This is a genomic window from Proteiniborus ethanoligenes (assembly GCF_900107485.1).
In the GTDB taxonomy this organism is placed as follows: domain Bacteria; phylum Bacillota; class Clostridia; order Tissierellales; family Proteiniboraceae; genus Proteiniborus; species Proteiniborus ethanoligenes.
Genome location: NZ_FNQE01000025.1, coordinates 1 through 23,538 on the forward strand (window position 1 = coordinate 1; position 23,538 = coordinate 23,538).

The window sequence follows — 23,538 nt, forward strand, 5'->3', positions numbered from 1 at the left end:
AAATTTGAGTTGCGAGACTGCGGAAAATGACCTAACTCGATTTCCTGAATGCTTTTATCATATATCTTTTGAAAATTCAGAACTATAATGGTATAATGTTTACATATATTTAATAAAATAGATAACATAATGCTTATTGAGGTGACAATATGATATCCAAGAAAAGAGCAGTGATTATAGCTGTTTTGCTAGTATTAGTAACTAGTGCATCCACATTTGTTTTTAGTAATATGATACAGATATCTCTTAAAGATAAAGTTATTATTACTCAAAGTGAATACAATGACTTAGCAAGTGTATATAGGAAATATTCTAAGAACATTCTTTTAGAAGATATAGTAAAAGAATATTATCTAAGAGATGTAGATGAAGATGTGCTATTAGAAGGACAACTGAAGGGTCTGTTTAGTGCTATTGAAGATCCTTATTCAGTGTACATGACAAAGGATGAATTTAAAAGTTTTATGGAGCATACTAAAGGTGTATTTGGAGGGATTGGTGTTTATGTTGCTCCAGGAGATGACAATCTAATAACTGTAGTATCGCCTATAGAAGATACCCCGGGAGAAAGAGCAGGTATAAAACCTGGAGATAAAATTATTAAAGTAGATGGCAGGGAGTTTACTGCTGATAAAATGGATGAAGCAGTTAAACATATGAAGGGTGAACCGGGTACAGAGGTATTACTTACTATTATGAGAAAAGACTTAGAGGGTAATTCGCAAATTTTCGATAAAAATATTAAAAGAGAAGAAATCAGAATCAAAAGTGTTAAATCAAACATGCTTAAGGATAACATTGGATATATAAGAATCATTTCTTTTGACGATTTCACTTATAATGATTTTATGGCACACTTAAAAGAATTACAAAATAAAGGTATGAAAGGCTTAGTATTAGATTTAAGAAATAATCCTGGAGGACTTTTAGATATTTCTGCTAAAATTGCAGATGAATTAATGGGTGAAGGAACTATAGTTTATACAGAAACAAAGAAAAAAGAAAGAGAATATTTAAAATCAGATAAAAATAAATTAGGAATACCTTTAACAGTCTTGGTAAATGAAGGTAGTGCAAGTGCTTCAGAAATCCTTTCAGGAGCCCTTCAAGATACCAAGGAAGGTACTATAATAGGAACTACTACTTTTGGTAAAGGTGTTGTACAGCGAATAAAAGAGCTTTCGGATGGCTCGGGGTTTAAAATCACTGTATCCGAATATTTCACACCTAATGGAAGAAATATTCAAGGCATAGGAATAGAGCCTGACATTATAGTTGAGATACCTAAGGATGTTGAGCAAATAGGTGTAGAAAATCTAGAAGAGGACACTCAGCTTCAAAAAGCAATTGAGGTAGTGAAAGAAAAGATTAATAAATAATGGAGAGAATATATTAAAGGATAGCTTTTTAGCTATCCTTTTCATATTCATTAAGTTCATCAAAATTAATACCATATATAAACTGAGAATCAGCATTATCTGAAGATGGAACTACGCTAAAAAAGCCTGTGTTTAAATTGTGGCTATAATAAATATTCTTATCTAGTACCTGTCCTAGTAGTTCGGATTCATCCTTTTTAAGATTATATAAATATATAGAATAATCAGTGGAGGTGTTATTTTTACCAACTATGAAAATTGTGTCCTTATTGACAATAGAAAATTCCCTAGTATCAATATCAGTTAACAATGTTTCCTCATTTTTCTTTAAATCATAGATATACAATTCGTATTTATCTTCTTTTTCTACTTTTTTTCTATAAATTAGCCTATTATCGTCTATAAATTTACCCTCAATACCAGAGCTGATTTTTCTTGATTTATCATCACTTTTCTTAAAATACAGACTAGAAATATCTTTGGTAAAATCACTTTCCTCAAGAACAAAGGCATCTCCATTTACGTCAAAATTAGTAATATTTAAATTTACCTTAAACAAAACCATTTCCTCATTATTCAAGGTATCCAGAGTAATTATTGAAGATACCTTCTGATCATCATTATTTACTGCGCACAATATGTGGTTGTTCTGCCATTTTATATTCCACGTATGTCTGCGATCCATTGGAGTAATTTTTTGAGTTAGGTTACTATCTAAATTTACTACATATAAATCAGTTAGTTTTCCATTATACTCAATTATTGCAAGTTTTTTTAAATCTGGGCTAAATTCAACAGAAAAAATAGAGTTATTAGTTGAATAAATTTTTCTTTTCTCAAAGCTGTTAAGATCGTATAACCAAAGACTTTCGCTAGATATATTGTCGTTTTCCTCTCTTTGGACATAAGCAATAAAGCTATCCTTTGCATAGTCAATTATCTTACCTTGATCAATAGTCTCAGATAAAAGTATTGGCTGGGCATTTAAGATGTCGCCACTATCAGAGTTGATTTTTGCTTTGAACATAAAAAGAGGGCTACTAGGATTATTTTTTAGAAATGTATTATTTAATCTCACATTCCATATGTACTCACTATTTTCTTTTATAAGACTTACAACGGGCATAGTGTTAGCAGTATACTTAAATTGAGTATATATTTTATTAAGAACCTGGGCCCTATCAAATTTTATTTGGATGGGCTTATAGTTGCTAGGAATAACATTGAATTTTAAATCCTTAAGTGGCAAATCATCAATATCTTCAAGCTTAATCAAAATTTGTGGAACTACTATATCTTTTTTACCCCATTCTTTTTTTACTGAGGTATATATGTTAACTTCATTGTTTACCCTAGATATGCTGTCAACACTGGCAGTAGAGCATTCAACTACACCAAATTTAACTAAAAAGTATTGACCTCTGTCTTTTTCCATTAACTCAACAGCGGGAGAGATAGATTGGAAGCCCTTAGACAATATTGTTTTCTCTACTTTATATTCTATGTCAGATGTCACATTTGTAGAAAGGCTAGAGTCAACTAAAGGTGTATTACTTTTAGGACTGCAAGCAGTTAAAGTTAACATCAATGACACATATAATATCCCTTTCTTCATTTAAATTACCTCCTACTATGAGTTATATATTCCACATTAAATCAAAATGACCTTCTAAAATTAATAATAATTTTTTGGAAAAATAAAATATATTTGATATATTGATTTATATGAATATTAAATATATAATTAATACGAACAAGTGTTCCGAAATTGTGATTAAATTAATTTTGTGAGATACTATGGTTTATAAGTATAAATTGAGGTGATACCTTGAACAAATTTAAAATAAAATCAGAGTTTAAACCTACTGGCGATCAGCCTCAGGCTATTGAGCAGTTAGTTAATGGAATAAATAAAGGCCTAAGCTCTCAGACTCTTCTAGGGGTTACAGGCTCTGGTAAGACATTTACCATGGCTAATATAATTGAAAGAACTCAAAAACCAACTATTGTAATAGCACATAATAAAACATTAGCGGCACAGCTAACTAGTGAGTTCAAGGAATTTTTCCCTGACAATGCTGTAGAATACTTTGTAAGCTATTATGATTATTACCAACCAGAAGCATATGTACCCCATACGGATACATATATAGAGAAGGATGCATCAATAAATGATGAAATTGATAAGCTAAGGCACTCTGCAACGGCTGCGTTATTTGAAAGAAGAGACGTAATAATAGTAGCTAGTGTGTCTTGTATATATGGATTAGGAGATCCAATCGATTATGAAAATCTAGTACTATCCTTAAGACCAGGAATGATAAAGGATAGAGATGAAATCATAAGAAAGCTTGTAGATATTCAGTATGAAAGAAATGATATAAACTTTGTTAGAGGAACCTTTAGAGTTAGGGGGGATGTGGTGGAAATATTCCCAGCTTCGTCTAATGAGCATGCTATTAGAGTAGAACTTTTTGGAGATGAAGTAGAAAAAATAACAGAAGTCAATGCTTTGACTGGTGAGATTATAGGAACTAGAAGCCATATTTCCATATTTCCTGCATCTCACTATGCTACAAGCCCAGAAAAGATTGAAAGAGCTATAAAGAGCATAGAAGAGGAATTAGAGGAAAGATTAAAGGAACTAGCTAAGGAGGATAAGCTCTTAGAAGCTCAAAGACTACAGCAAAGAACCATGTACGATATAGAGATGTTACGGGAAATGGGATTTTGTCAAGGAATAGAGAACTACTCTAGGCATATTAGTGCAAGACCACCAGGAAGCAAGCCCTACACTTTACTAGATTATTTCCCAGAGGATTATCTTATGATAATAGATGAGTCCCATGTTACTATTCCTCAGATTAGAGGAATGTATGCAGGAGACAAATCAAGAAAAACTACCTTGGTAGACTATGGGTTTAGGCTACCTTCTGCACTTGACAATAGACCACTTCAGTTTGATGAGTTTGAAAAGCATATTAATCAAGTATTATTCGTAAGTGCAACACCTGGACCTTATGAGCTAGATAATTGTCAGCAAATTGTAGAGCAAATTATTAGACCAACAGGTCTATTAGATCCAGAAGTTGAAGTTAGACCAACGAGAAATCAGATAGATGATTTGGTAAAAGAAATAAACATTAGAGCAGAGAAAAACGAAAGAGTTTTAGTGACTACCTTAACTAAGAAAATGTCTGAGGACTTAACTAATTATTTTAAAGAAATAGGTATAAAAGTTACCTATCTACACTCAGATATTAAAACTATTGAAAGAATGGAAATAATAAGAGATCTTAGAATAGGCAAGTTTGATGTTCTTGTAGGCATCAATCTTTTGAGAGAAGGACTAGATTTACCAGAGGTTTCTCTAGTAGCAATACTAGATGCAGATAAAGAAGGCTTCTTAAGATCGGAAACATCTATGGTACAGACTATAGGAAGAGCTGCTAGGAATTCAGAAGGCAAGGTTATAATGTATGCTGATAGAATAACAAATTCAATGCAGAAAGCAATAGACGAAACTAATAGAAGAAGGCATATACAGTTAAAATATAATAAAGAGCATAATATAATTCCTCAAACTATTAAAAAAGGCATAAGAGATGTTATCGAAGCTACTAAGGTAGCAGAGGACCATGAAAAATATGGTTTTGATACAAAGAAAGAAATGGGTATAGATGAACTAATGGTTTATATTAAAAATCTTGAGATTGAAATGTTTGAGGCTGCAGAAAATTTACAATTTGAAAGAGCAGCAGAATTAAGAGATAAGATTAGCGAGTTAAAGAAAAAAATATAATTACTTATGCATGTAGACTGTTGAAAAATGCATTTGTGTTATCCTGGGCATTAGCTAAGAATCTAGTATTAAAATACTCAGATAAGAAAAACGAGGTGCAGAAATGTTAAAAGACAAAATAATAATTAGAGGAGCAAAGGAGCACAATTTAAAAAATATTAATCTAGAGCTCCCAAGAAACAAATTTATTGTATTAACAGGCTTAAGTGGTTCTGGTAAATCATCCCTTGCCTTTGATACCATATATGCAGAAGGTCAAAGAAGATATGTAGAGAGCCTTTCAGCCTATGCTAGACAGTTTTTAGGTCAAATGGAAAAACCAGACGTTGAGTATATAGAAGGTTTATCTCCTGCCATATCCATAGATCAGAAGACTACAAGCAAAAACCCAAGATCTACTGTTGGAACAGTTACTGAGATTTATGACTATTTAAGACTTCTGTATGCTAGAATAGGAACACCACATTGCTATAAATGTGGAAAGGAAATAACTTCTCAAACAGTTGACCAAATGGTGGATCAAATACTATCCTTAGAGGAAAGAACTAGAATTCAGCTGCTTTCGCCTATTGTAAGAGGGCGCAAGGGGGAGCATCAAAAAATATTTGAAACCATAAGAAAAGAAGGCTTTGTGAGAGTAAGAGTAGATGGAGAATTAAAGGAATTAAGTGAAGAAATAAAGCTAGATAAAAATAAAAAACATAATATAGAAGTAGTAATAGACAGATTAATAGTTAAGGAAGGAATAGAGCAAAGACTAACAGATTCCCTAGAAACAGGACTGAAGCTTTCAGAGGGATTAATAATAGTTGATGTAATAGACAAGGAAGAATTACTCTTTAGCCAAAAACTATCCTGCCCTGACTGTGGTGTAGGCATAGATGATTTAGAGCCAAGATTATTTTCGTTTAACAGTCCCTTTGGTATGTGTCCAACCTGTAATGGATTAGGCAGCCACATGAAAATAGATCCTGAGCTAATTATTCCTAATAAAAACTTGTCTATAAATCAAGGCGCCATAGCCCCTTATGCTAGCACGTCTGAAGACACATATTATTTTAAAATGTTTACTGCTATAGCAGAGTATTATGATTTTAGTCTGGATGATCCTATTAGCAGTGCGCCAAAAAAGTTAATAGATGAAATACTCTATGGAACAGGCAAAAGAGAAGTAGAATTTGAATTTGATAGTAGATTTGGTGGATGGAGAACATATAAAGCGCCTTTTGAAGGTGTAATACCTAATCTAGAAAGACGATATGGTGAAACAAATTCAGATTATATGCGCGATAAGATAGAAGGCTTTATGGGCATTATACCTTGTCCTGACTGTAATGGAAATAGGCTAAAGCCAGAAGCACTTGCAGTAACTATAGGAGAGCTAAATATTTCAGAGTTTACTCATATGTCCGTAAGACAGGCAATAGACTTTGTGAATAATTTAAGCTTAACTAAAATGCAGGAAAAAATTGCATATCAAATTTTAAAAGAAATAAGAGAAAGACTAAAGTTCCTTGTAGATGTGGGATTAGATTATCTAACATTATCAAGAAATGCAGGGACTCTTTCTGGCGGAGAGTCTCAGAGAATAAGGCTAGCTACTCAAATAGGCTCAAGCCTAGTAGGAGTTCTCTATGTATTAGACGAACCAAGCATTGGGCTTCATCAACGAGATAATGATAGACTACTAAAAACCCTTAGAAGTCTTACAGACCTAGGAAATACTTTAATAGTAGTAGAGCATGATGAAGATACTATGTATTGTGCTGACCACATAGTAGACATAGGACCAGGGGCAGGTGTTCATGGAGGCTATATAGTTGCAGAAGGAAGCCTTGAAGATATAAAAAAATGCAAGGAATCTATTACAGGCCAATATTTAAGTGGTACTAAAAAAATAGAAATTCCGAAAAAGAGAAGAAAGCCAAACGGCAAATGGGTAGAGGTACTAGGCGCTGCAGAAAACAACCTAAAGGATATAGATGTTAGGATACCCTTAGGTGTGTTCACATCTATAACAGGTGTTTCAGGCTCTGGTAAAAGCACATTAGTAAATGAAATATTGTATAAAAGACTATCTCAGGAGCTACACAACTCTAAGGTTAAACCAGGAAAACATAAAGACATATTAGGCATGGAGCATATTGATAAAATCATAGATATAGATCAATCACCTATAGGTAGAACACCTAGATCAAACCCTGCAACGTATACAGGAGTATTTGATCAGATTAGGGACTTATTTGCTATGACTCCAGAGGCTAAAGCTAGAGGATATAGTAAGGGCCGCTTTAGCTTCAATGTGAAGGGCGGAAGATGTGAAGCTTGTAGAGGAGATGGTATATTAAAGATAGAAATGCACTTTTTGCCTGATGTATATGTTCCATGTGAAGTATGTAAGGGCAAAAGATATAACAGAGAAACTCTGCAAGTAAAATATAAAGGAAAGACTATATCAGATATATTGGATATGACAGTAGAGGAATCTGTAGAATTCTTCGATAGCATACCAAGCATAAAGAGAAAGCTAGAGACCATGTACGAAGTAGGGCTTGGATATATAAAGCTAGGTCAACCTTCAACGCAGCTTTCAGGTGGGGAAGCACAGAGGGTCAAATTAGCCACAGAGCTTAGCAAAAGAAGTACAGGCAAAACCCTATATATTCTTGACGAGCCTACAACTGGTCTTCATACAGCAGATATTCACAAGCTTATTAAGGTGTTAAATCAGTTAGTAGATGCTGGAAATGCAGTAGTAGTTATTGAACATAATTTAGATGTAATCAAAACCTCTGACTATATAATAGATTTAGGGCCAGAAGGCGGAGATAAGGGTGGTACAGTAATTGCTAAAGGAACACCAGAGGAAATATGCAAGATTAAAGAATCATATACAGGTCATTTCTTAAAAAAAGTATTAGAAAAATAAATATTAGTATAATCCCCTTAATTTTGTCAATAATTTTAGTAAAAGCAAATTAGGGGGTTTTTTTATGAAAAAAAGCTTAGTGTTTTTACTAGTTGGAATAATACTTTTACTATCAGCTACAGCCTTTGCAGGAGGATATTTCAAAAGAATAGATGTATTTATAAAGGATATAAAGATAGAGGTAGATGGAATAAATATAAAAACAGATACAGAGCCTTTCATATACAATGACCGAGTGTTTGTTCCATTGAGACCAGTAGCAGATGGCTTAGGATGTGAAGTTACATGGGACAGCAAAGAAAACAAGGTTATAATAAACAAATATAAGGATTTTCCAGAATGTGATTATTTAAATGGTGAAATATTCGTATATGGAATGATAACTAAAATAGACCATGAAAACAAAACCATAGAAATTGAGCAGCATATTGACGATAATAGCAGGGAAGTAACTCCATTACTAAGTATAAGAGAAGATGTCATTATACTACTTCAGAGAAATGATAAAACTATGAATATTGATTTTAGCGATTTGAAATGTGGAGATATTTTAGGGGCAGTTATAGACAAGGATAATTTCATAAGAGGAATAATAATATCCTTCTAAAGACTAGAGAAGATTTTAATATAAGATAGGGCTGACCATTGTGTCAGTTCTTTAATTTTTTGTTACCAAAGACTTATTTCTATAAATATAATTTATAACATTAATGTTTATTGCTCTTTTTGCTTTCTTGTAATAATATGATGTTATTGAGAAAAGTCTAGAGTGTTTTGGGCATGTTTAATAAACACATCATAACATAACAAGAAAGCAGGCTGATAACTTTGATATTTCAAAATTTTATTTTTAGTATAAATGCTGTTTTCCCAGTTTTTATAATTATTATATTGGGATATGTTTTAAAAACGAAAGGTATAACAGATGAACACAGCATAAAGAAGATGAATACTATTTTATTTAATATAGCATTACCTATGCTATTATTTAGGGATATTTCTCGTTCGAATTTTAATGATTTTTTTAATTTAAAATTGCTAATTTTTGCCCTTGTTGCAACTCTTTTATCATTTATACTAATATGGCTAGGTGCAGAACTATTAATTAAAGAAAAAAGCTCTATAGGTGCATTTGTGCAAGGTTCTTTCAGGAGTAACTATGCCCTTATAGGACTAGCATTAGCATCTAACATTGGAGGTAGTGATGCAGTCACAAAAGGTGCACTAATAACTGCTTTTGTTATTCCCTTATATAATATATTAGCAGTTATTGTCTTAACCATAAGATCAGAAGGTAATAATAAAATAGGGATAAAATCAACTTTTACTAATATTGTAAAGAATCCATTGATAATAGGAATAGTCCTTGGCTTACCATTTTGCATACTAGGCATTAGGCTTCCAGCAGTTATAGAAACTTCCGTAGATTATATGGCAAGAATTGCAACACCTATTGCTATGTTAGCCATAGGTGGCACTATATCCTTAGATCAGATTAAAAACAAAAAAATGAAGCTGGCAATGGCTGCGGCTACGATTAAGATTATACTGCTACCTATTGTCTTTACTCCTATTGCTGTGCTTTTAGGTATAAATGGGAATGCTTTATTAGTTTTATATATTATGCTAGGCTCACCTACAGCAGTTAGCAGTTATGTCATGGCCTGCAACATGAATGGCGATGAAGAACTAGCTGCAGATATATTCATAATAACCACTTTGCTTTCTGTATTTACATTTACCATTGGTATATACATATTTAAGACTTTTGGACTTTTAGTTTAGTTTTGGACAGGCTATATGTAATACTAAAAAGGGGAGGGGGTTATTGCTTCAATTTTACCATTAAAGCAATAACCCCCTTTTGGCTTTACACCGAATATACACCTTTATTTTTAACTACATACACATTATCATATTTTGTCTTTGTATCCTCAAATACTACATGACTTACATTTACCACTGTTATGCCCTCAAGACTTAAAATAGTATTTTCTATTTCCTTTGCTATTTTAGAATCCAAGCTTGAGAAGGCTTCATCTAAGAAGATAATGTCTGTTTTTTGCAAGAGTCCTCTAGCTATGGCTACTCTACTTTTTTCTCCACCTGATATATTTTTCCCATTATCATAAATCATAGTGTCAAGACCTTGAGGAAGTGACTGAACAAAACTTTTCAGCCCTGCTCTTTCAATTGCAATATTTATATCCTCTTCAGAAAAATCTTTATATAAAGTAATATTATTTCTTAAGGTATCTTCAAATAGGAAAACCTGCTGCTCTATATTAGATATGTGCTTAAAGTAGCTTCCTTTTGTAACATCCTTAAGATTTGCCTTATCTATTAATATTTCCCCATCTTTAGGTGAGAAATATTTTCTAAGCAATTTTAAAAGGGTAGATTTACCACCGCCACTTGGGCCTATGACTAAGTATTTCTCACCTTTTTTAAGAGATAGATTAATATTATTCAGCACATCTCCATTTTCATAGCCAAAGGAAACATTGTTAAATTCAATAGTATGATTGAATTTTTCCAAAACAATGGTTTCTTCATAATTATCTTGATTTTCCATTGTATTCTCAATTTTCTCAAACAACTTTTTTGTTGACAATATTTTAGGTAACCATTCTCCAAATCTCATAATAGGTACAATTATTTTCTCCATATTATTTACTATTAATATAACTCCACCTAGTGTTAAGCTTCCTTTTATAGCCATGTAAGAAGTTATTCCAAGCAATGCAAAGAGGGAAATCATCATATTAAGATTTTGTAAAGAGAAAATAAAAGTAGATATTTGATCTATGATATAGCCTTTTTGTTGTATTGCATTACTTTTATTGAAAAAATCATTTTTAACCTTTTCATTTAGATTATTTGCTTTTATTATATGAAAGGCACTTAATACTTCCTTAATATATGAAGTATAACCCTCATACAATTCACTTCTTTGAGCTTGATGCTTTTGGATAGGCTTATTAAGTAATATTGAAACAAGTGTACTGACAAATCCTATCCCTAAGCCTAGTGCTAAAGAAAGGGGGCTAACATATGCAATAACTATAATTCCAACTATAAAATAAACCACACCTAGTATTATTTCATATATACCATCTATATAATTAGTTTCAATAGTATTAACATCATTAGTTAGGGTAGACACATACTTTGCATTATTATCTCTTTGAAATTCATTGATATTCTTTTTAAATATTCTACTAACATAGTTAACCTTAGCTGATACGATAGCCTTTCTTTTGTAGAGTCCTTTCCCAACGGCTAATAATACATTTACAGGTAAAAGTGATAATGCAAGCAATAAAAGCTTTATAGCTTCTTTATTGAACATGTCCCTATTGCCTGAAACAGCCATATCTATAGTATCCATCATAGTAATTGAAAGGTAGCCTTCCAATACTGCGCCTGCTGAAGCAATGACAAGAACTAGTAAAAGATATGGTAATGCTTTATATATGGATTTTTTCACAGAGCAAGCACCTCCATGCTAAAGTAATCTTGACTTTTATACTGAGTTACTAAACCGTTCTTAACCTCAAGTACATAGTCATATTTTTCTGTTATTCCCTTATAATATCTGTGAGATATAGCAATAACTGTGCTATCTAATGAAAGTATAGTATCTTCAACAGCTCTACCGAGCTCTTCATTGAGACTTGAAGTACCTTCATCTACGAACAATATACTAGCATTTTTGACTATGGCTCTTGCAATGGAAATCCTTTGTCTCTGTCCTCCTGAAAGATTTTTACCATTTTCCATCAGAGTTTCTTGTAGGCCTAATTTTTTTTCATTTAAGAATTCAATTAACCCTGCTCCCTCTGCAGCCTTAAGGATTTTTTCCTCAGGTATATCCTTGAATAATGTAATATTGTTAGCAATTGTATCTTCAAATAAGAACACGTCTTGATATACAAAGGATACATTATTATTTAGGCTTTCTTCTTTTATTTCCCTATAGTTTACTCCATCCATTGTTATGCTCCCCTCATAGTCATCTACAACCATTGATAGAAGCTTTATTAGTGTAGACTTTCCAGAACCACTTTCTCCTTTGAGTAAATATTTCTTACCTTTTTCAATATTAAAGGATGCTCCTTTAAATATTTCTTTTCCATCATAATTGAATTTTAAGCCTTCTACTCTGATTTCAGAATTAAATTCAAAATTCTTTTCTTTTACAATACTAGAGCTAGTATCTTCATCATTTTTAGTTATCTTATTGTAAATAGTATTAGATGCTCTTAATTCATTTAAAAATGGGAACAATTGTACTATAGGCCACACACAGCCATTGGATAGCTGTAGCATTAGTGCTGTTTTAGCAAAGGATGCTCCATTTAAAATTGAACTTATGGAGTAGATTAATATCCCAACGAATATTACAAAGCCAAGAAAGTTAGTTAAGTTTCTTTGTCCTTCAGTAAAAACAGTGTAGTGTAGCTTTTTTCTCTCTACCTTATCAACAGCCTTTAGTGTGCTACCTAAAAATTTGTCTTCAATATTATTTAGTTTCAAAATCTCTAGACCGTTAAATGTATTTGCAATATTAGTAGTGAACTTTTCGTTGTTTTCTGATACTTCCTCTTGCAATTTCACGGTTTTCTTTTCAAAGGATTTGCTGAAGAAGAATAAAACAATAGATACTACAAATAGACTTAATGCAAACTTGTAATCTAGAAAAAGCAATATTATTAATGATGCAGTATATTGGCCTCCAAAGTAGATTACATTTAACAATTTATGAAAAAAATGTTGTTCGAATACATTAATATCATTTATAAGATTTGATATGTATACATCTTTAGATTTTTTGCTAAAATTCTTATATGAATGTTTAAGAATCTTATCAAAGGCTTGTATTCTAACATCTAAAATTGTATCCCTCATAAAGCTTATTCTCATAAATCTAGAGAGTATAAATAGCAATATACCAAGAACGGCAAAGAATATAGCTAGTGCAAAGACCTTTACAAAATAGTCCATTTGTCCTTTTTCAATACTTCCAATTATAAGTGCAAAAGAAAAGTTTCTAAGCAATGTATCCACTACAGGTAAAAAACAAGCTAATACATATAAGATAAACCTGCCTTTTCTTTTTAACAATAACTCCTTCATAGCATTCCTCCTCCTAAAACCAAAGGTCATTTTAATTATTTTAATATATTTATCATCTTAATCAATATTCTAATAGATATTTTATATATGTCAATAGTATTTATTAAAATTATTAAAAAATAATTTAAATATATTAATAAACAAATTAAAATATTTAAGTTTAATAGTTGATTTTTATAAATCATCCTGATTTTATACATTTTCTCATTATAAGAAGTCATATTCATATAACTATAAGTATATGAATAAGGGTTGAAATGTTTACTAATTATCAATAGAATATAATAACAGAGTAAAAATCATATAATAAATAGGATTATAGATTAGAGAGGTTTTTTACTATGAATGAATATCACTACAAATATGGAAACACACCATATAGTACTCAGTCCTATAACCAAGGAAATGGTTTCGAGGAGAGACCAAGAGTACCTATTATAAAAGTGAATAAACCTATAGTAACCTATGTTTTAATAGCTATTAACATAATTATGTGGGGATTATTGAGCTTTATTTCTTCCAAAACAGGAGAAAGCTACAATGAACTACTCATGCTATTTGGAGCTAAAATAAACATTAAAATTATTCAAGGACAATATTGGAGATTTATTACACCTATATTTTTGCATGCTGATATTACACATCTGCTTGTAAATTGTTATTCCTTACATGCTGTTGGTACTACTGTTGAAAGAATATATGGGCATACTAAGTTCCTGGTTATATATTTAATAGCTGGGACTTTAGGAAGTATCTTAAGCTTTGTATTTTCTATAAATCCTGCTGTTGGTGCTTCAGGTGCAATATTTGGACTCTTAGGTGCACTTTTATATTTTGGAGTTGAGCACCCTAGACTTTTTAGAGCTTTTTTTGGACGGAGTATATTTATGATTCTGGCTATTAACTTAGGCTATGGGTATGTAAACAAAAGAATAGATAATTTTGGGCACATTGGAGGACTGATAGGAGGATTCTTGGCATCAGGAATAGTAAAAGCCCCTTTTAATGGCAAATGGTATCTTAGTAAAGCAACATATATTATTTTAATATTAGCTATACTAGCATCAGGATTAGCTTATGGCTTTAACTATGGAAACAATAACGCTCTTCTTATGCTAGAGGAATTATATAAGCATGACCAAAATCAAAACTGGAATGAAGCAGTTAAGATTGGCCAAGATATTTTAGATTTAAAGCCTACAAACAAAAACATAAATATAGAAGTACTATGGATTACAGCAAAGGCAGAGGTAATTACAGGTAAATATAATGAGGCTGTTGAGCATGCTAAAACTCTTGTAAAGCTTTCTCCTGTAAATGGACATTATCTTTTAGGGATTATATATTATGACCTGGGACAATTAAATCTTGCAAAGGAAGAGCTCCTAAAAGCTAAGGCTCTAAGCTCACCATACCCTAATATCGATGAGTTGCTAAGAAAAATAGGGGATTAATCAAAACCATATGACAAATGTCATATGGTTTTGTTATTTAGGTCATTATCTTTTCAGATTTTTTTATACTATGATTATATTATAGAGAAAAGTTAAAGGAGGGTCTTGCTTTGGTAGTTGAAATAAAGAATATAGTGAAGCGTTATAAGGAGGATTTGGCAGTTGACAATGTAAGCTTGTCTATAAAAGAGGGAGAGGTATTTGGGTTGCTAGGACCAAATGGAGCAGGAAAAACAACAACAATTAATGCTTTAATGGGATTAACTAAAATAGACAAGGGGGAAATCCTAGTATTTCAGAAAAATATTAATAAATTTAGTAATGAGATTAAAAAAGAAATAGGTATAGTACCTCAAGATATAGCCATATATACAGATTTGACAGTTTATGAAAATATAATATTTTTTGCAAAGCTTTATGGACTTAGAGATAGCTTACTGAAAGAAAGAGCGGAAGAGGTTATAGAGTTTACAGGACTGCAAGATAAGAAAAAGGCATTTGCAAGAAATCTTTCTGGAGGAATGAAAAGAAGATTAAATATCGCCTGTGCTATAGCTCACCATCCTAAACTAATAATAATGGATGAGCCTACTGTGGGCATAGATCCTCAATCTAGAAATCACATATTAGAATCAATAAAAAAACTGAATAAAAATGGCTCTACAATTATATATACCTCTCACTATATGGAAGAAGTAGAAGAGCTTTGCACCAATATAGCTATAATGGACAAAGGAAAGATAATTGCTCAGGGAAGCGGTGATGAATTAAAGGAATTAATAGCTGTTGACCATAGGGTGTCATTTGATCTTTCTTCTGTAAACTTTACCCTAGTAGATAATATTAAAAATATAACTGGGGTTATTGATTGCATAATAGAAGGGAACAAAATAATTGTAGTGTCTAAAGCAGATAGTAAAAATCTTAGTCGTATAATTGACTGTATCGTAAACACTGGAGTTGATATATTGAACATAAATATAGAAAGACCAAATCTAGAGGGAGTATTCCTAACCCTAACTGGTAGGTCACTAAGAGATTAGGAGGTGAGCATGTGAATATATTTAATATAGCTTATTATAGTCTAATAAGAAATCTTAGAGATAGAAAGACCCTAAGTCTCATGATGCTGTTACCCTTATTAAGTACATTAATTTTAGGCTCTGCATTGAGCAGCTCATTTATTGTATCATCAATAGGAAAAACCACTATATGCTACTTAAATCAGGACAAAGGGTGGGCTGGAGAGGCCTTTCATCAGTTTATTAATAGTGAAGATACTAAGTCCATTATTGAGCTTAAGGAGATTTCTTCTTATGATGAGGGAGTTAGCTTAATAAGAGAAAGAAAAGCTTCAGCTATAGTTATTATAGAATCAAATTTTTCTCAAGAGCTAGGACTAGGAAAAGAGGCTAATATAAGGATATATAATAGTCAGTATAGTAATTATAGAAGCTCAATTATTAATAATTTAGTGGAAAGCTTTATTAATATGAGTAGCTCTAGAATTGCAATAGAGGAAATAGGAAGGAAGAATTTTGTCCCTATATATAGCGATAATATTGAAGAAATATCCATATCTTCAACAGGAAATCTTCCGAGGGCGATAGACTATTATGCTGTAACCATGCTGGTTATGTCTATAATGTATGGGACAATATATGGAGCCTACGCAATTGGAGAGGATGAGATTTTAAAAACAGAAATAAGGCTAAAAAGCTCACCTATTAAAAACTATCAGATTTTCTTGGGGAAATTGTTAGGAACAATAGTCACATTGATTTTGCAGGTACTTATTATGATCGGCTTCACTAAATTTGTCTATAAATCAAACTGGGGCGATAATATGCCTATTATACTCTTTACATGTTTTTCAGCTATAGTTATGGTAGTAGGTATAGGAATAATGACTCATAGCATATTTAGAGATTCTAATAAAGCTTCAAGTATATTAAACTTAGCAGTTGCATTATTTACCTATTTAGGAGGAGGCTATTTCCCCATAGATGGATTTACGCCTAAAATGAAGCTAATATCCTCATATATATCCCCTAACTATATGATACAAAATATAATATTTAATAGTATATATGGAGGAAGCAATAAGGAGATTCAAAATTATCTAATAGCCATATGGAGCATTACCATCCTAACTTTTATAATATCTTCCCTTTTAGGAAGGAGGAATGTAGCATGATTATTTTTAAAAACAATATTACAAGAATATTAAGAAAAAAGAGTAATATAATTTTTATGATTATTTTGCCTATATTAACTATGGTGATTTCCCTCAAATTTACTAATGTTAGCTACCCACCAACAGTAGGAATTATAGATAGAGACAACACAGAGCTAACTAGTTTTTTAATCAATAGCTTAGAAAACAATTGTGAGGTAGTATTCATAGATGAAGATGATATAAAGGATAAATTAATAAAGGGAGCCATAGAATTTGCAATAAATATTCCTAATGGATTTACTGAAAATATAATCACTAATAAAGAGTCAAAAGTTAATACATATAAGATAAAAGATACAGAACATACTATTCCTTTAAGTATGTCATTAAATAACAATATAAACTCATTTAAGAATATTGCTAGAGCTACAGAAGGAGACTATGAAAGCTTTTATAAGGGCTTAGACAGTTATAAAAGTGGAAACCTAGGTGTTGAGTATAAAAACATAGAGGGAACTGATAGAAAACAGGATAAGCTATTGCAAAGTTTTGGATTTATAATCATGTTTATGATGTATCTTTCTAATAATGTAGCTAGATTAATGCTTGAAGACAAAAGATATAAAACATATGCTAGAATATTCTGTTCGCCTATTAGCTCTAAAAGCTATATGCTGCAAAACATATTAAGCTTTATAACTATTATTTTTATCCAGGTTGCAATAGTTTTTACAGTAGCAACAAAAATGATAAATATAAATTTAGGTCCATCTATTAAAGGAATGTTTTTATTATTAATAATTTTCGGTGTTTGTAGTGTAGCTATGGCAGTTGCCATAAATATTCTGTCTAAAGATATGAGACAAGGCAATGTAACTTCGCAGTTTATAATATTGCCAATGAGTCTTCTTGGCGGATGCTTCTGGCCTAGAGAGATTATGCCGAAATTCCTACAGCAGCTTGCTAGGTTTATCCCTGTAACCTGGACATTGGAAGGAATAGAGAAGCTGCTTTTTCAACCTGATATAAAAATTGCAGGGACAGAAGTAATTATACTTATATTATTTTCCACAGTGTTTTTTCTTTTAGGATTAAATAGAAGAAATAACATGGAGCTTTAAAAAGGAATTTTGCAGTAAAACGTAGAAGTCTATTAAAATCTATAGAAAAATTAAGTGGGGTATGAATTTATGCATTATATATTTAAACTATTGATTCTAATATACACAATATTTAAAATGTCAATTTCATATGAAATATCCCCTACAGAAATAATAATTCTATTGGTTGTCATATCCTTTGACATATATAGAGAAAAATATAATAAGCATGAAGCTTTAGATATTATTATAGCTCTAATAGAAGCTACACTTATAGCTGTAGGAGCTAGATATAATTCACTATTTATTATTTTATTAGCTATTGGGGCTTATGATTTTATTAGAGTTAGAATATATTTTTTAATTATCCCTATATTATTATTTGGATTTTTTACGTTAGGCTTAAATCAGTTTGGAGATTTTTCTCTATTAATAGTATTGAGCTGCTTCTTTTCCTTTGTGACTACTAGCCTAAAGGAGAAGGAAACAAATTATAAAGAAAGCTATGATAGAGAAAGACAATACAGATACGACCTAGAACAAAGTAGAATAAAGCTAATAAACATGTCTAAGGAAATAGTTTATATAACAGAGGTTAAGGAGAGAAACCGTATAGCTAGAGAAATTCACGATACTGTAGGCCATAAAATTGCAGGAGTTTTACTACAATTACAGGCTTCCTTTAAGCTCCGAACTAAGGACAATGAAAAATCAGATAAGCTACTTAAAGACTCTATTGAAAACCTATCAGATACTTTAATAGTACTTAGAAATACAGTCCATAATATTAAGCCAAAGGATAAAGTAGGCATAGAATATATTAAAGAAATTATCCACAACTTTTCTTTTTGCACCGTAGACTTTAGCTACAAAGGAGATTTTAATAATATTTCTCCAAATAACTTAGAAGTCATTAGTCTTAGCATTAAGGAAGCATTAACTAATGCTTCGAAGCATTCTCAAGCTGATAAGATAATTATCAGTATAGATGTATATGAAAAATTTATTAGGCTTTTTATAAAAGATAATGGAACAGGCTGTGAGAATATAAAAGAAGGTTTAGGTATTAGCGGAATGAGAGAAAGACTCACTAATATAGGGGGCAGCATTTCTATTGACTCAAGGGATGGATTTATGATTGTAGCCATTATACCAATAGAAAACATACAAGGAGGTGTGAGGATTGAAGGTACTTATAGTAGATGATGATGGTTTGATAAGAGATAGCTTGAAAATACTTCTGGGCTTAGAGTCTGATATAGAAGTAGTGGGTATTGCATCTAATGGACAAGAAGCCTTTGATTTATGCGGAAGAATTAGACCAGATATAGTTCTTATGGACATAAGAATGCCGATAATGGATGGAGTATTAGGTACAAAGCTTATAAAAGAACATTTTAGCCATACCAAAGTAATAATATTAACAACCTTTAAGGATGACGAATACATAAGAGAAGCAATAAAGAACGGAGCGGAAGGTTATATTTTGAAAAATCAATCCTCTGATAGTATTGTAGATAGCTTAAGGGCAGTATATAGAGGGAATACAGTATTAGATAAGGAAATTGCAGATACTTTAACCTCAATGATAAAGGATAAACCGGATAAAAAGAATGATGTAGATTACGATTTTGGAAACAGAGAACTAGAAATATTAAAACTAATATCAGAAGGCCTATCTAATAAAGAGATAGGAGCTCGGCTTTATTTAAGTGAAGGTACTGTTAGAAATTATATAACTGGGCTTTTAGATAAATTAAACTTAAGAGATAGAACCCAGCTGGCTATATTTTATTTAAAGAATATGTAGAGCAAGAATTACTAAAATAATTCTTGCTCTGTTTTTATACGAATAGAAAAGTTCTAATTTTTATTCTGAAATATTTCTGATGGGTATATTATTTTGGACCATCAAGCCTGTAACCTGCCTCTTTAACTCACCATTAGCATGAAAGACTATTTTGCCAATACTATTTACTAGGTAAAGCTCTATACGATCAGAATATATAAAATAATTTTCAATATCATTATAGCTATAATACCCTGAATCATTGTGTATATATACGTTTAATCTAAAGGGTATTTCAATTCTAGCATCAAAGCCTGTTATTAATAAGCCATTTCTTTGAAAAAATATTTTAGTGTTTTTATTAGATTTTCTCAACAGCATTTGTATAAAGAAAACAGAACCTATAAAAAGCATAATTCTTATTAATAATGTGTAATCAAAAATAATTCCCCTCAATAAAGGTAATAAATAAAAAAATATTAAGAGTAGATAAAATATTATTTTTTCCCTCATAATAAACTTGCTTATAGATACAGATAGTAGAGTAGTATTAGAGTCTAAAGCCTTTTTGTGGAATAGATATCTTATAAGTCCTTGCAACAAAGCAAAAGATATAAGTACTAAAGTGCTAAAAAAAGGAATCACTATATTGATTACTATATTTTCATTCATAGAACTAATGACTGGGCTTATAACTAGCGAAAATGCAGATATTATAAATAGAGAAAGAAAGAAGGTTAAGAAAGAAATCACAGTCTTTTTAGTAAGAGACATATTAGACCTCCTATAAAAGTTTCTTTAATCTAAATTATATACAATTTTTCAATTTAAACAACATAAATGTGGTATTATAATTATATAATATGAAAGCTACAAAGGGTGAAAATCATTGTTTAATATAGAAGAAAAGCTTAAAAAGCTACCAGATCAGCCTGGGGTATATTTGATGAAGGACAAAGAAGAGCAAATAATATATGTGGGCAAGGCAATATCTTTGAAAAAAAGAGTGAGACAATACTTCCAATCATCAAAAAATCATACTCCAAAGGTCAATGCTATGGTAAAAAACATAGAGGAGTTTGAGTATATAATTACGGACACAGAAGTAGAGGCTCTTATACTTGAGGCAAATTTAATAAAAAAGCATAAGCCTAAGTATAATATTTTATTGAGAGATGATAAGCAGTATCCGTATATTAAGGTAACTACAAATGAAAAATTTCCAAGAGTGATAAAGACTAGAAATATACTAAAGGATGGGGCAAAGTATTTTGGACCTTATACTAGTGGTGGCGCTGTAAATGACACCCTAGAAATAATAAATAATCTTTATCCTCTAAGAACCTGTAGAATGAACTTTGATAAAAACGAAAGAAGACAAAGACCTTGTCTCAACTACTATATTGGTAGATGTCTTGGACCCTGTCATTATGACGTAGATGAGAAAAAATACATGGGAATGATAGATGAAATATTACTATTTTTAAATGGCAGAGAAGAAAAGCTAATTGAGGTTATGGAAGAAAAAATGAAGGAAGCAGCTAAAAGCTTAGATTATGAAAGTGCTGCAAAATATAGAGATAAGATAAATTCATTAAATCTTATATTAGAAAAACAAAAGATAGTTTCCCATACTTTAATAGACCAAGACATAATAGGAATGGCTACAGGAATAGATGAGGCATGCGTTCAGGTTTTCTTTGTTAGAGGAGGAAAGGTTACAGGAAGAGAGCATTTTATTCTAAAGGATACTGAATACCTTGAAAGAGGAGAAATACTTAGCTCTTTTATCAAACAGTTTTATATAGGAACCTCCTATACTCCTAAAGAAATACTTGTAGAAGATGAATTCGAGGACATGGAGGCTGTTAGTAGCTGGCTTAGTGAAAAAAGAGGCTCAAAGGTAAGTGTAAAGGTACCTAAGCGAGGAGAAAAAAATCTCCTAGTTGAAATGGTGAGAAAAAATGCTTTAGACATGCTAGTTCAGCATGGAGACAAGCTAAAGAGAAAAATGGACGAAAATCTTAAAGCCCTAAATGAATTGAAGGAAGCATTACAATTAGATGATATACCTAAGAGAATAGAAGCCTTTGATATTTCAAATATACAAGGAGTAGAATCGGTAGGCTCAATGGTAGTATTTGAAAATGGACAATCAAAGACTAGTGACTATAGAAGATTTAAAATAAAAACTGTTTTAGGTCCAGATGACTATGGTAGTATGGAGGAAATTATATATAGAAGATTTAATAGGGGCATTAAAGAAAAGGATTTAATCAAACAAAATATAGCAAGGATAGAGAGCTTCTCAGTATTTCCAGATTTGATTATGATGGATGGAGGGAAAGGTCAGGTAAATGTGGCTAAGAGAGTATTAAATGAACTTGGACTCAATATACCTGTTTGTGGTTTAGTAAAGGATGATTTTCATAAAACCAGAGCCTTAACATATGAAGATATAGAAATAGAACTAACTACAAATAGCTCTGGGTTTAAGCTTATAACCAGAATACAAGACGAAGCCCATAGATTTGCTATTAATTATCATAGAAGCCTTAGGGATAAGAAAATGATTAGATCTATACTCGATGATATAAAAGGAATTGGAGATAAGAGAAAGAAAGCACTTTTAAAAGCCTTTGGCTCTATAGATAACATTAAAAAAGCCACTGTTGAAGAGCTGGCATCCGTTGAAGGTATGAATAAGCTGGCAGCCCAACAAGTATCTGATTTTTTCAGGGCACAAAATACAAGAAAAGGATAAGGAGGAGAACATGAAGTCAGTATCTATTGATAAATTAATAGAAGATTTAGGATTAGAGGTTATTCATAAATCAGATAATCCTATAACAGAAATAACTAGGAGTGAGCTAAGCAGAATAGGTCTTCAGATTGTTGGTTTTTTTAAATATTTTGGCTATAAAAGAATTCAAATTATCGGAAACGTGGAATGGCACTTTTTAGCCGGACTTGAGAAAAAAGTTAGAGCGAATAGACTAGACACTATTTTTCAGTATCCATTACCTGCAGTAATATTTACTAGAAATCTAGAAATATTTGATGAGGTCATTGATGCAGCAAAAAAGTATAACAAAACTATATTAAGAACAGAAATGACTACTACCAAATTTATAAACAGATTAATTAATTATCTTGACGATGCATTGGCTCCTCAAATAACCATGCATGGTGTATTAGTGGAAGTTTATGGCATGGGAATATTGATAACAGGTGAAAGTGGTGTAGGGAAAAGTGAAACTGCTCTTGAACTAGTAAAAAGAGGACATAGACTTATTGCAGATGATGCTGTTGAAATTAAAAAGGTTGGGGAGGATTTGCTTATAGGCGAATCTCCAGAGCTTATTAGGCATTTTCTTGAAATAAGAGGTCTAGGAATATTAGATATAGAAAGATTGTATGGAATAGGCGCAGTGAAGAAATGGGAGGCTATAGACTTAGTTGTAGAGCTTGAAGATTGGGATTCTCAAAAAGAATATGATAGATTAGGATTAGATGACGAATATATAGATATTTTAGGGAAACAAGTATTGAAGCTTACTATACCAGTGAGGCCTGGACGGAATGTTGCTATGATTCTTGAGGTGGCTACAAGAAATACAAGACAAAAGCAATTTGGATATAGTGCAGCTACAGAGCTAGATAGAAGGCTAATGCAGGAGCTTGAAAAGAAAAAGCAGAAATAAATATATCCTATATTTTAATAAGTAAATCAATAAATATTTTAAAACTAAGACATTTTTGTAATA

18 protein-coding genes are annotated in these 23,538 nt (G+C 31.5%); 14 read left to right on the plus strand and 4 right to left on the minus strand.

All coding sequences use genetic code 11. The features are described from left to right. Positions 1–149: 149 nt before the first annotated feature. Positions 150–1,379 carry a S41 family peptidase gene (locus tag BLV37_RS10690; protein WP_091731163.1) on the plus strand — a complete coding sequence of 410 codons (1,230 nt, stop codon included), beginning with the start codon at positions 150–152 and terminating at the stop codon, positions 1,377–1,379. Between the two features lie 28 nt (positions 1,380–1,407). Here the strand turns inward: BLV37_RS10690 and BLV37_RS10695 are convergent, their stop codons facing one another. After that, positions 1,408–2,994, minus strand: a complete 1,587-nt coding sequence (locus BLV37_RS10695; RefSeq protein ID WP_091731165.1) for a TolB-like translocation protein — start codon at positions 2,992–2,994, stop codon at positions 1,408–1,410. A 213-nt stretch (positions 2,995–3,207) separates the two neighbouring features. On the opposite strand from BLV37_RS10695, the gene uvrB reads away from it, so the two are divergent. The 4 genes from uvrB (at position 3,208) to BLV37_RS10715 (ending at position 9,895) form a co-directional block, all read left to right on the plus strand. After that, positions 3,208–5,181 (plus strand): excinuclease ABC subunit UvrB, encoded by a 1,974-nt coding sequence (gene uvrB / locus BLV37_RS10700; RefSeq protein ID WP_091731168.1) that lies wholly within the window; start codon positions 3,208–3,210, stop codon positions 5,179–5,181. A 103-nt stretch (positions 5,182–5,284) separates the two neighbouring features. Next, positions 5,285–8,110, plus strand: coding sequence for an excinuclease ABC subunit UvrA (gene uvrA, locus BLV37_RS10705; protein WP_091731170.1), 2,826 nt, complete (start codon positions 5,285–5,287; stop codon positions 8,108–8,110). A 64-nt stretch (positions 8,111–8,174) separates the two neighbouring features. Next, complete coding sequence (locus BLV37_RS10710) at positions 8,175–8,717, plus strand: copper amine oxidase N-terminal domain-containing protein (protein WP_091731172.1); 543 nt, start codon at positions 8,175–8,177, stop codon at positions 8,715–8,717. 221 nt (positions 8,718–8,938) lie between these two features. Further along, positions 8,939–9,895 carry an AEC family transporter gene (locus BLV37_RS10715; RefSeq protein WP_091731175.1) on the plus strand — a complete coding sequence of 319 codons (957 nt, stop codon included), beginning with the start codon at positions 8,939–8,941 and terminating at the stop codon, positions 9,893–9,895. A gap of 85 nt (positions 9,896–9,980) precedes the next feature. Here BLV37_RS10715 and BLV37_RS10720 read toward each other — a convergent pair whose 3' ends face one another. Together BLV37_RS10720 and BLV37_RS10725 are read right to left on the minus strand one after the other, a co-directional pair. Further along, entirely contained in the window at positions 9,981–11,600 is a 1,620-nt protein-coding gene (locus tag BLV37_RS10720; protein WP_091731177.1) for an ABC transporter ATP-binding protein, read from the minus strand. Next, positions 11,597–13,249, minus strand: coding sequence for an ABC transporter ATP-binding protein (locus tag BLV37_RS10725; protein WP_176967960.1), 1,653 nt, complete (start codon positions 13,247–13,249; stop codon positions 11,597–11,599). The genes BLV37_RS10720 and BLV37_RS10725 overlap by 4 nt, the downstream gene beginning before the upstream one ends. Positions 13,250–13,590: 341 nt before the next feature. Between BLV37_RS10725 and BLV37_RS10730 the strand changes: the two genes are divergently transcribed. From BLV37_RS10730 to BLV37_RS10755, 6 genes are all read left to right on the plus strand, one after another. Continuing rightward, positions 13,591–14,703, plus strand: coding sequence for a rhomboid family protein (locus BLV37_RS10730; protein ID WP_091731183.1), 1,113 nt, complete (start codon positions 13,591–13,593; stop codon positions 14,701–14,703). 110 nt (positions 14,704–14,813) lie between these two features. Next, entirely contained in the window at positions 14,814–15,746 is a 933-nt protein-coding gene (locus BLV37_RS10735) for an ABC transporter ATP-binding protein (RefSeq protein WP_091731185.1), read from the plus strand. Positions 15,747–15,757: 11 nt separating this feature from the next. After that, positions 15,758–16,900 (plus strand): ABC transporter permease, encoded by a 1,143-nt coding sequence (locus BLV37_RS10740; RefSeq protein ID WP_091731188.1) that lies wholly within the window; start codon positions 15,758–15,760, stop codon positions 16,898–16,900. Then, positions 16,897–18,003, plus strand: a complete 1,107-nt coding sequence (locus BLV37_RS10745; protein ID WP_091731191.1) for an ABC transporter permease — start codon at positions 16,897–16,899, stop codon at positions 18,001–18,003. Before BLV37_RS10740 ends, BLV37_RS10745 begins: the two co-directional genes overlap by 4 nt. Before the next feature lie 69 nt (positions 18,004–18,072). Further along, positions 18,073–19,188, plus strand: coding sequence for a sensor histidine kinase (locus BLV37_RS10750; protein WP_091731193.1), 1,116 nt, complete (start codon positions 18,073–18,075; stop codon positions 19,186–19,188). Then, complete coding sequence (locus BLV37_RS10755) at positions 19,166–19,792, plus strand: response regulator transcription factor (RefSeq protein WP_091731196.1); 627 nt, start codon at positions 19,166–19,168, stop codon at positions 19,790–19,792. Before BLV37_RS10750 ends, BLV37_RS10755 begins: the two co-directional genes overlap by 23 nt. 60 nt (positions 19,793–19,852) lie before the next feature. Here the strand turns inward: BLV37_RS10755 and BLV37_RS15190 are convergent, their stop codons facing one another. Beyond that, a complete protein-coding gene (locus tag BLV37_RS15190) occupies positions 19,853–20,185 on the minus strand; it encodes a hypothetical protein (RefSeq protein WP_208975254.1) in 333 nt (110 codons plus the stop codon). Between the two features lie 106 nt (positions 20,186–20,291). Between BLV37_RS15190 and BLV37_RS15195 the strand changes: the two genes are divergently transcribed. The 3 genes from BLV37_RS15195 to hprK all read left to right on the plus strand — a co-directional run bounded on the left by BLV37_RS15195 (position 20,292) and on the right by hprK (position 23,475). Then, entirely contained in the window at positions 20,292–20,561 is a 270-nt protein-coding gene (locus BLV37_RS15195) for a hypothetical protein (RefSeq protein ID WP_208975255.1), read from the plus strand. Positions 20,562–20,660: 99 nt separating this feature from the next. Beyond that, a complete protein-coding gene (uvrC, locus tag BLV37_RS10765; protein WP_091731202.1) occupies positions 20,661–22,535 on the plus strand; it encodes an excinuclease ABC subunit UvrC in 1,875 nt (624 codons plus the stop codon). Positions 22,536–22,545: 10 nt separating this feature from the next. Continuing rightward, on the plus strand, positions 22,546–23,475 hold the full coding sequence (hprK, locus tag BLV37_RS10770; RefSeq protein ID WP_091731204.1) for an HPr(Ser) kinase/phosphatase: 930 nt from the start codon (positions 22,546–22,548) through the stop codon (positions 23,473–23,475). Positions 23,476–23,538 lie beyond the last annotated feature (63 nt).

Excerpts from the sequence above, each read along its gene's own strand:
- BLV37_RS10690 (WP_091731163.1), top strand. The coding sequence starts at position 150 with ATGATATCCAAGAAAAGAGCAGTGATTATAGCTGTTTTGCTAGTATTA.
- BLV37_RS10695 (WP_091731165.1), bottom strand. The coding sequence starts at position 2,994 with ATGAAGAAAGGGATATTATATGTGTCATTGATGTTAACTTTAACTGCT.
- uvrA (WP_091731170.1), top strand. The coding sequence starts at position 5,285 with ATGTTAAAAGACAAAATAATAATTAGAGGAGCAAAGGAGCACAATTTA.
- BLV37_RS10710 (WP_091731172.1), top strand. The coding sequence starts at position 8,175 with ATGAAAAAAAGCTTAGTGTTTTTACTAGTTGGAATAATACTTTTACTA.
- BLV37_RS10725 (WP_176967960.1), bottom strand. The coding sequence starts at position 13,249 with ATGAAGGAGTTATTGTTAAAAAGAAAAGGCAGGTTTATCTTATATGTA.
- BLV37_RS10730 (WP_091731183.1), top strand. The coding sequence starts at position 13,591 with ATGAATGAATATCACTACAAATATGGAAACACACCATATAGTACTCAG.
- BLV37_RS10745 (WP_091731191.1), top strand. The coding sequence starts at position 16,897 with ATGATTATTTTTAAAAACAATATTACAAGAATATTAAGAAAAAAGAGT.
- BLV37_RS10750 (WP_091731193.1), top strand. The coding sequence starts at position 18,073 with ATGCATTATATATTTAAACTATTGATTCTAATATACACAATATTTAAA.
- BLV37_RS15190 (WP_208975254.1), bottom strand. The coding sequence starts at position 20,185 with ATGCTTTTTATAGGTTCTGTTTTCTTTATACAAATGCTGTTGAGAAAA.
- hprK (WP_091731204.1), top strand. The coding sequence starts at position 22,546 with ATGAAGTCAGTATCTATTGATAAATTAATAGAAGATTTAGGATTAGAG.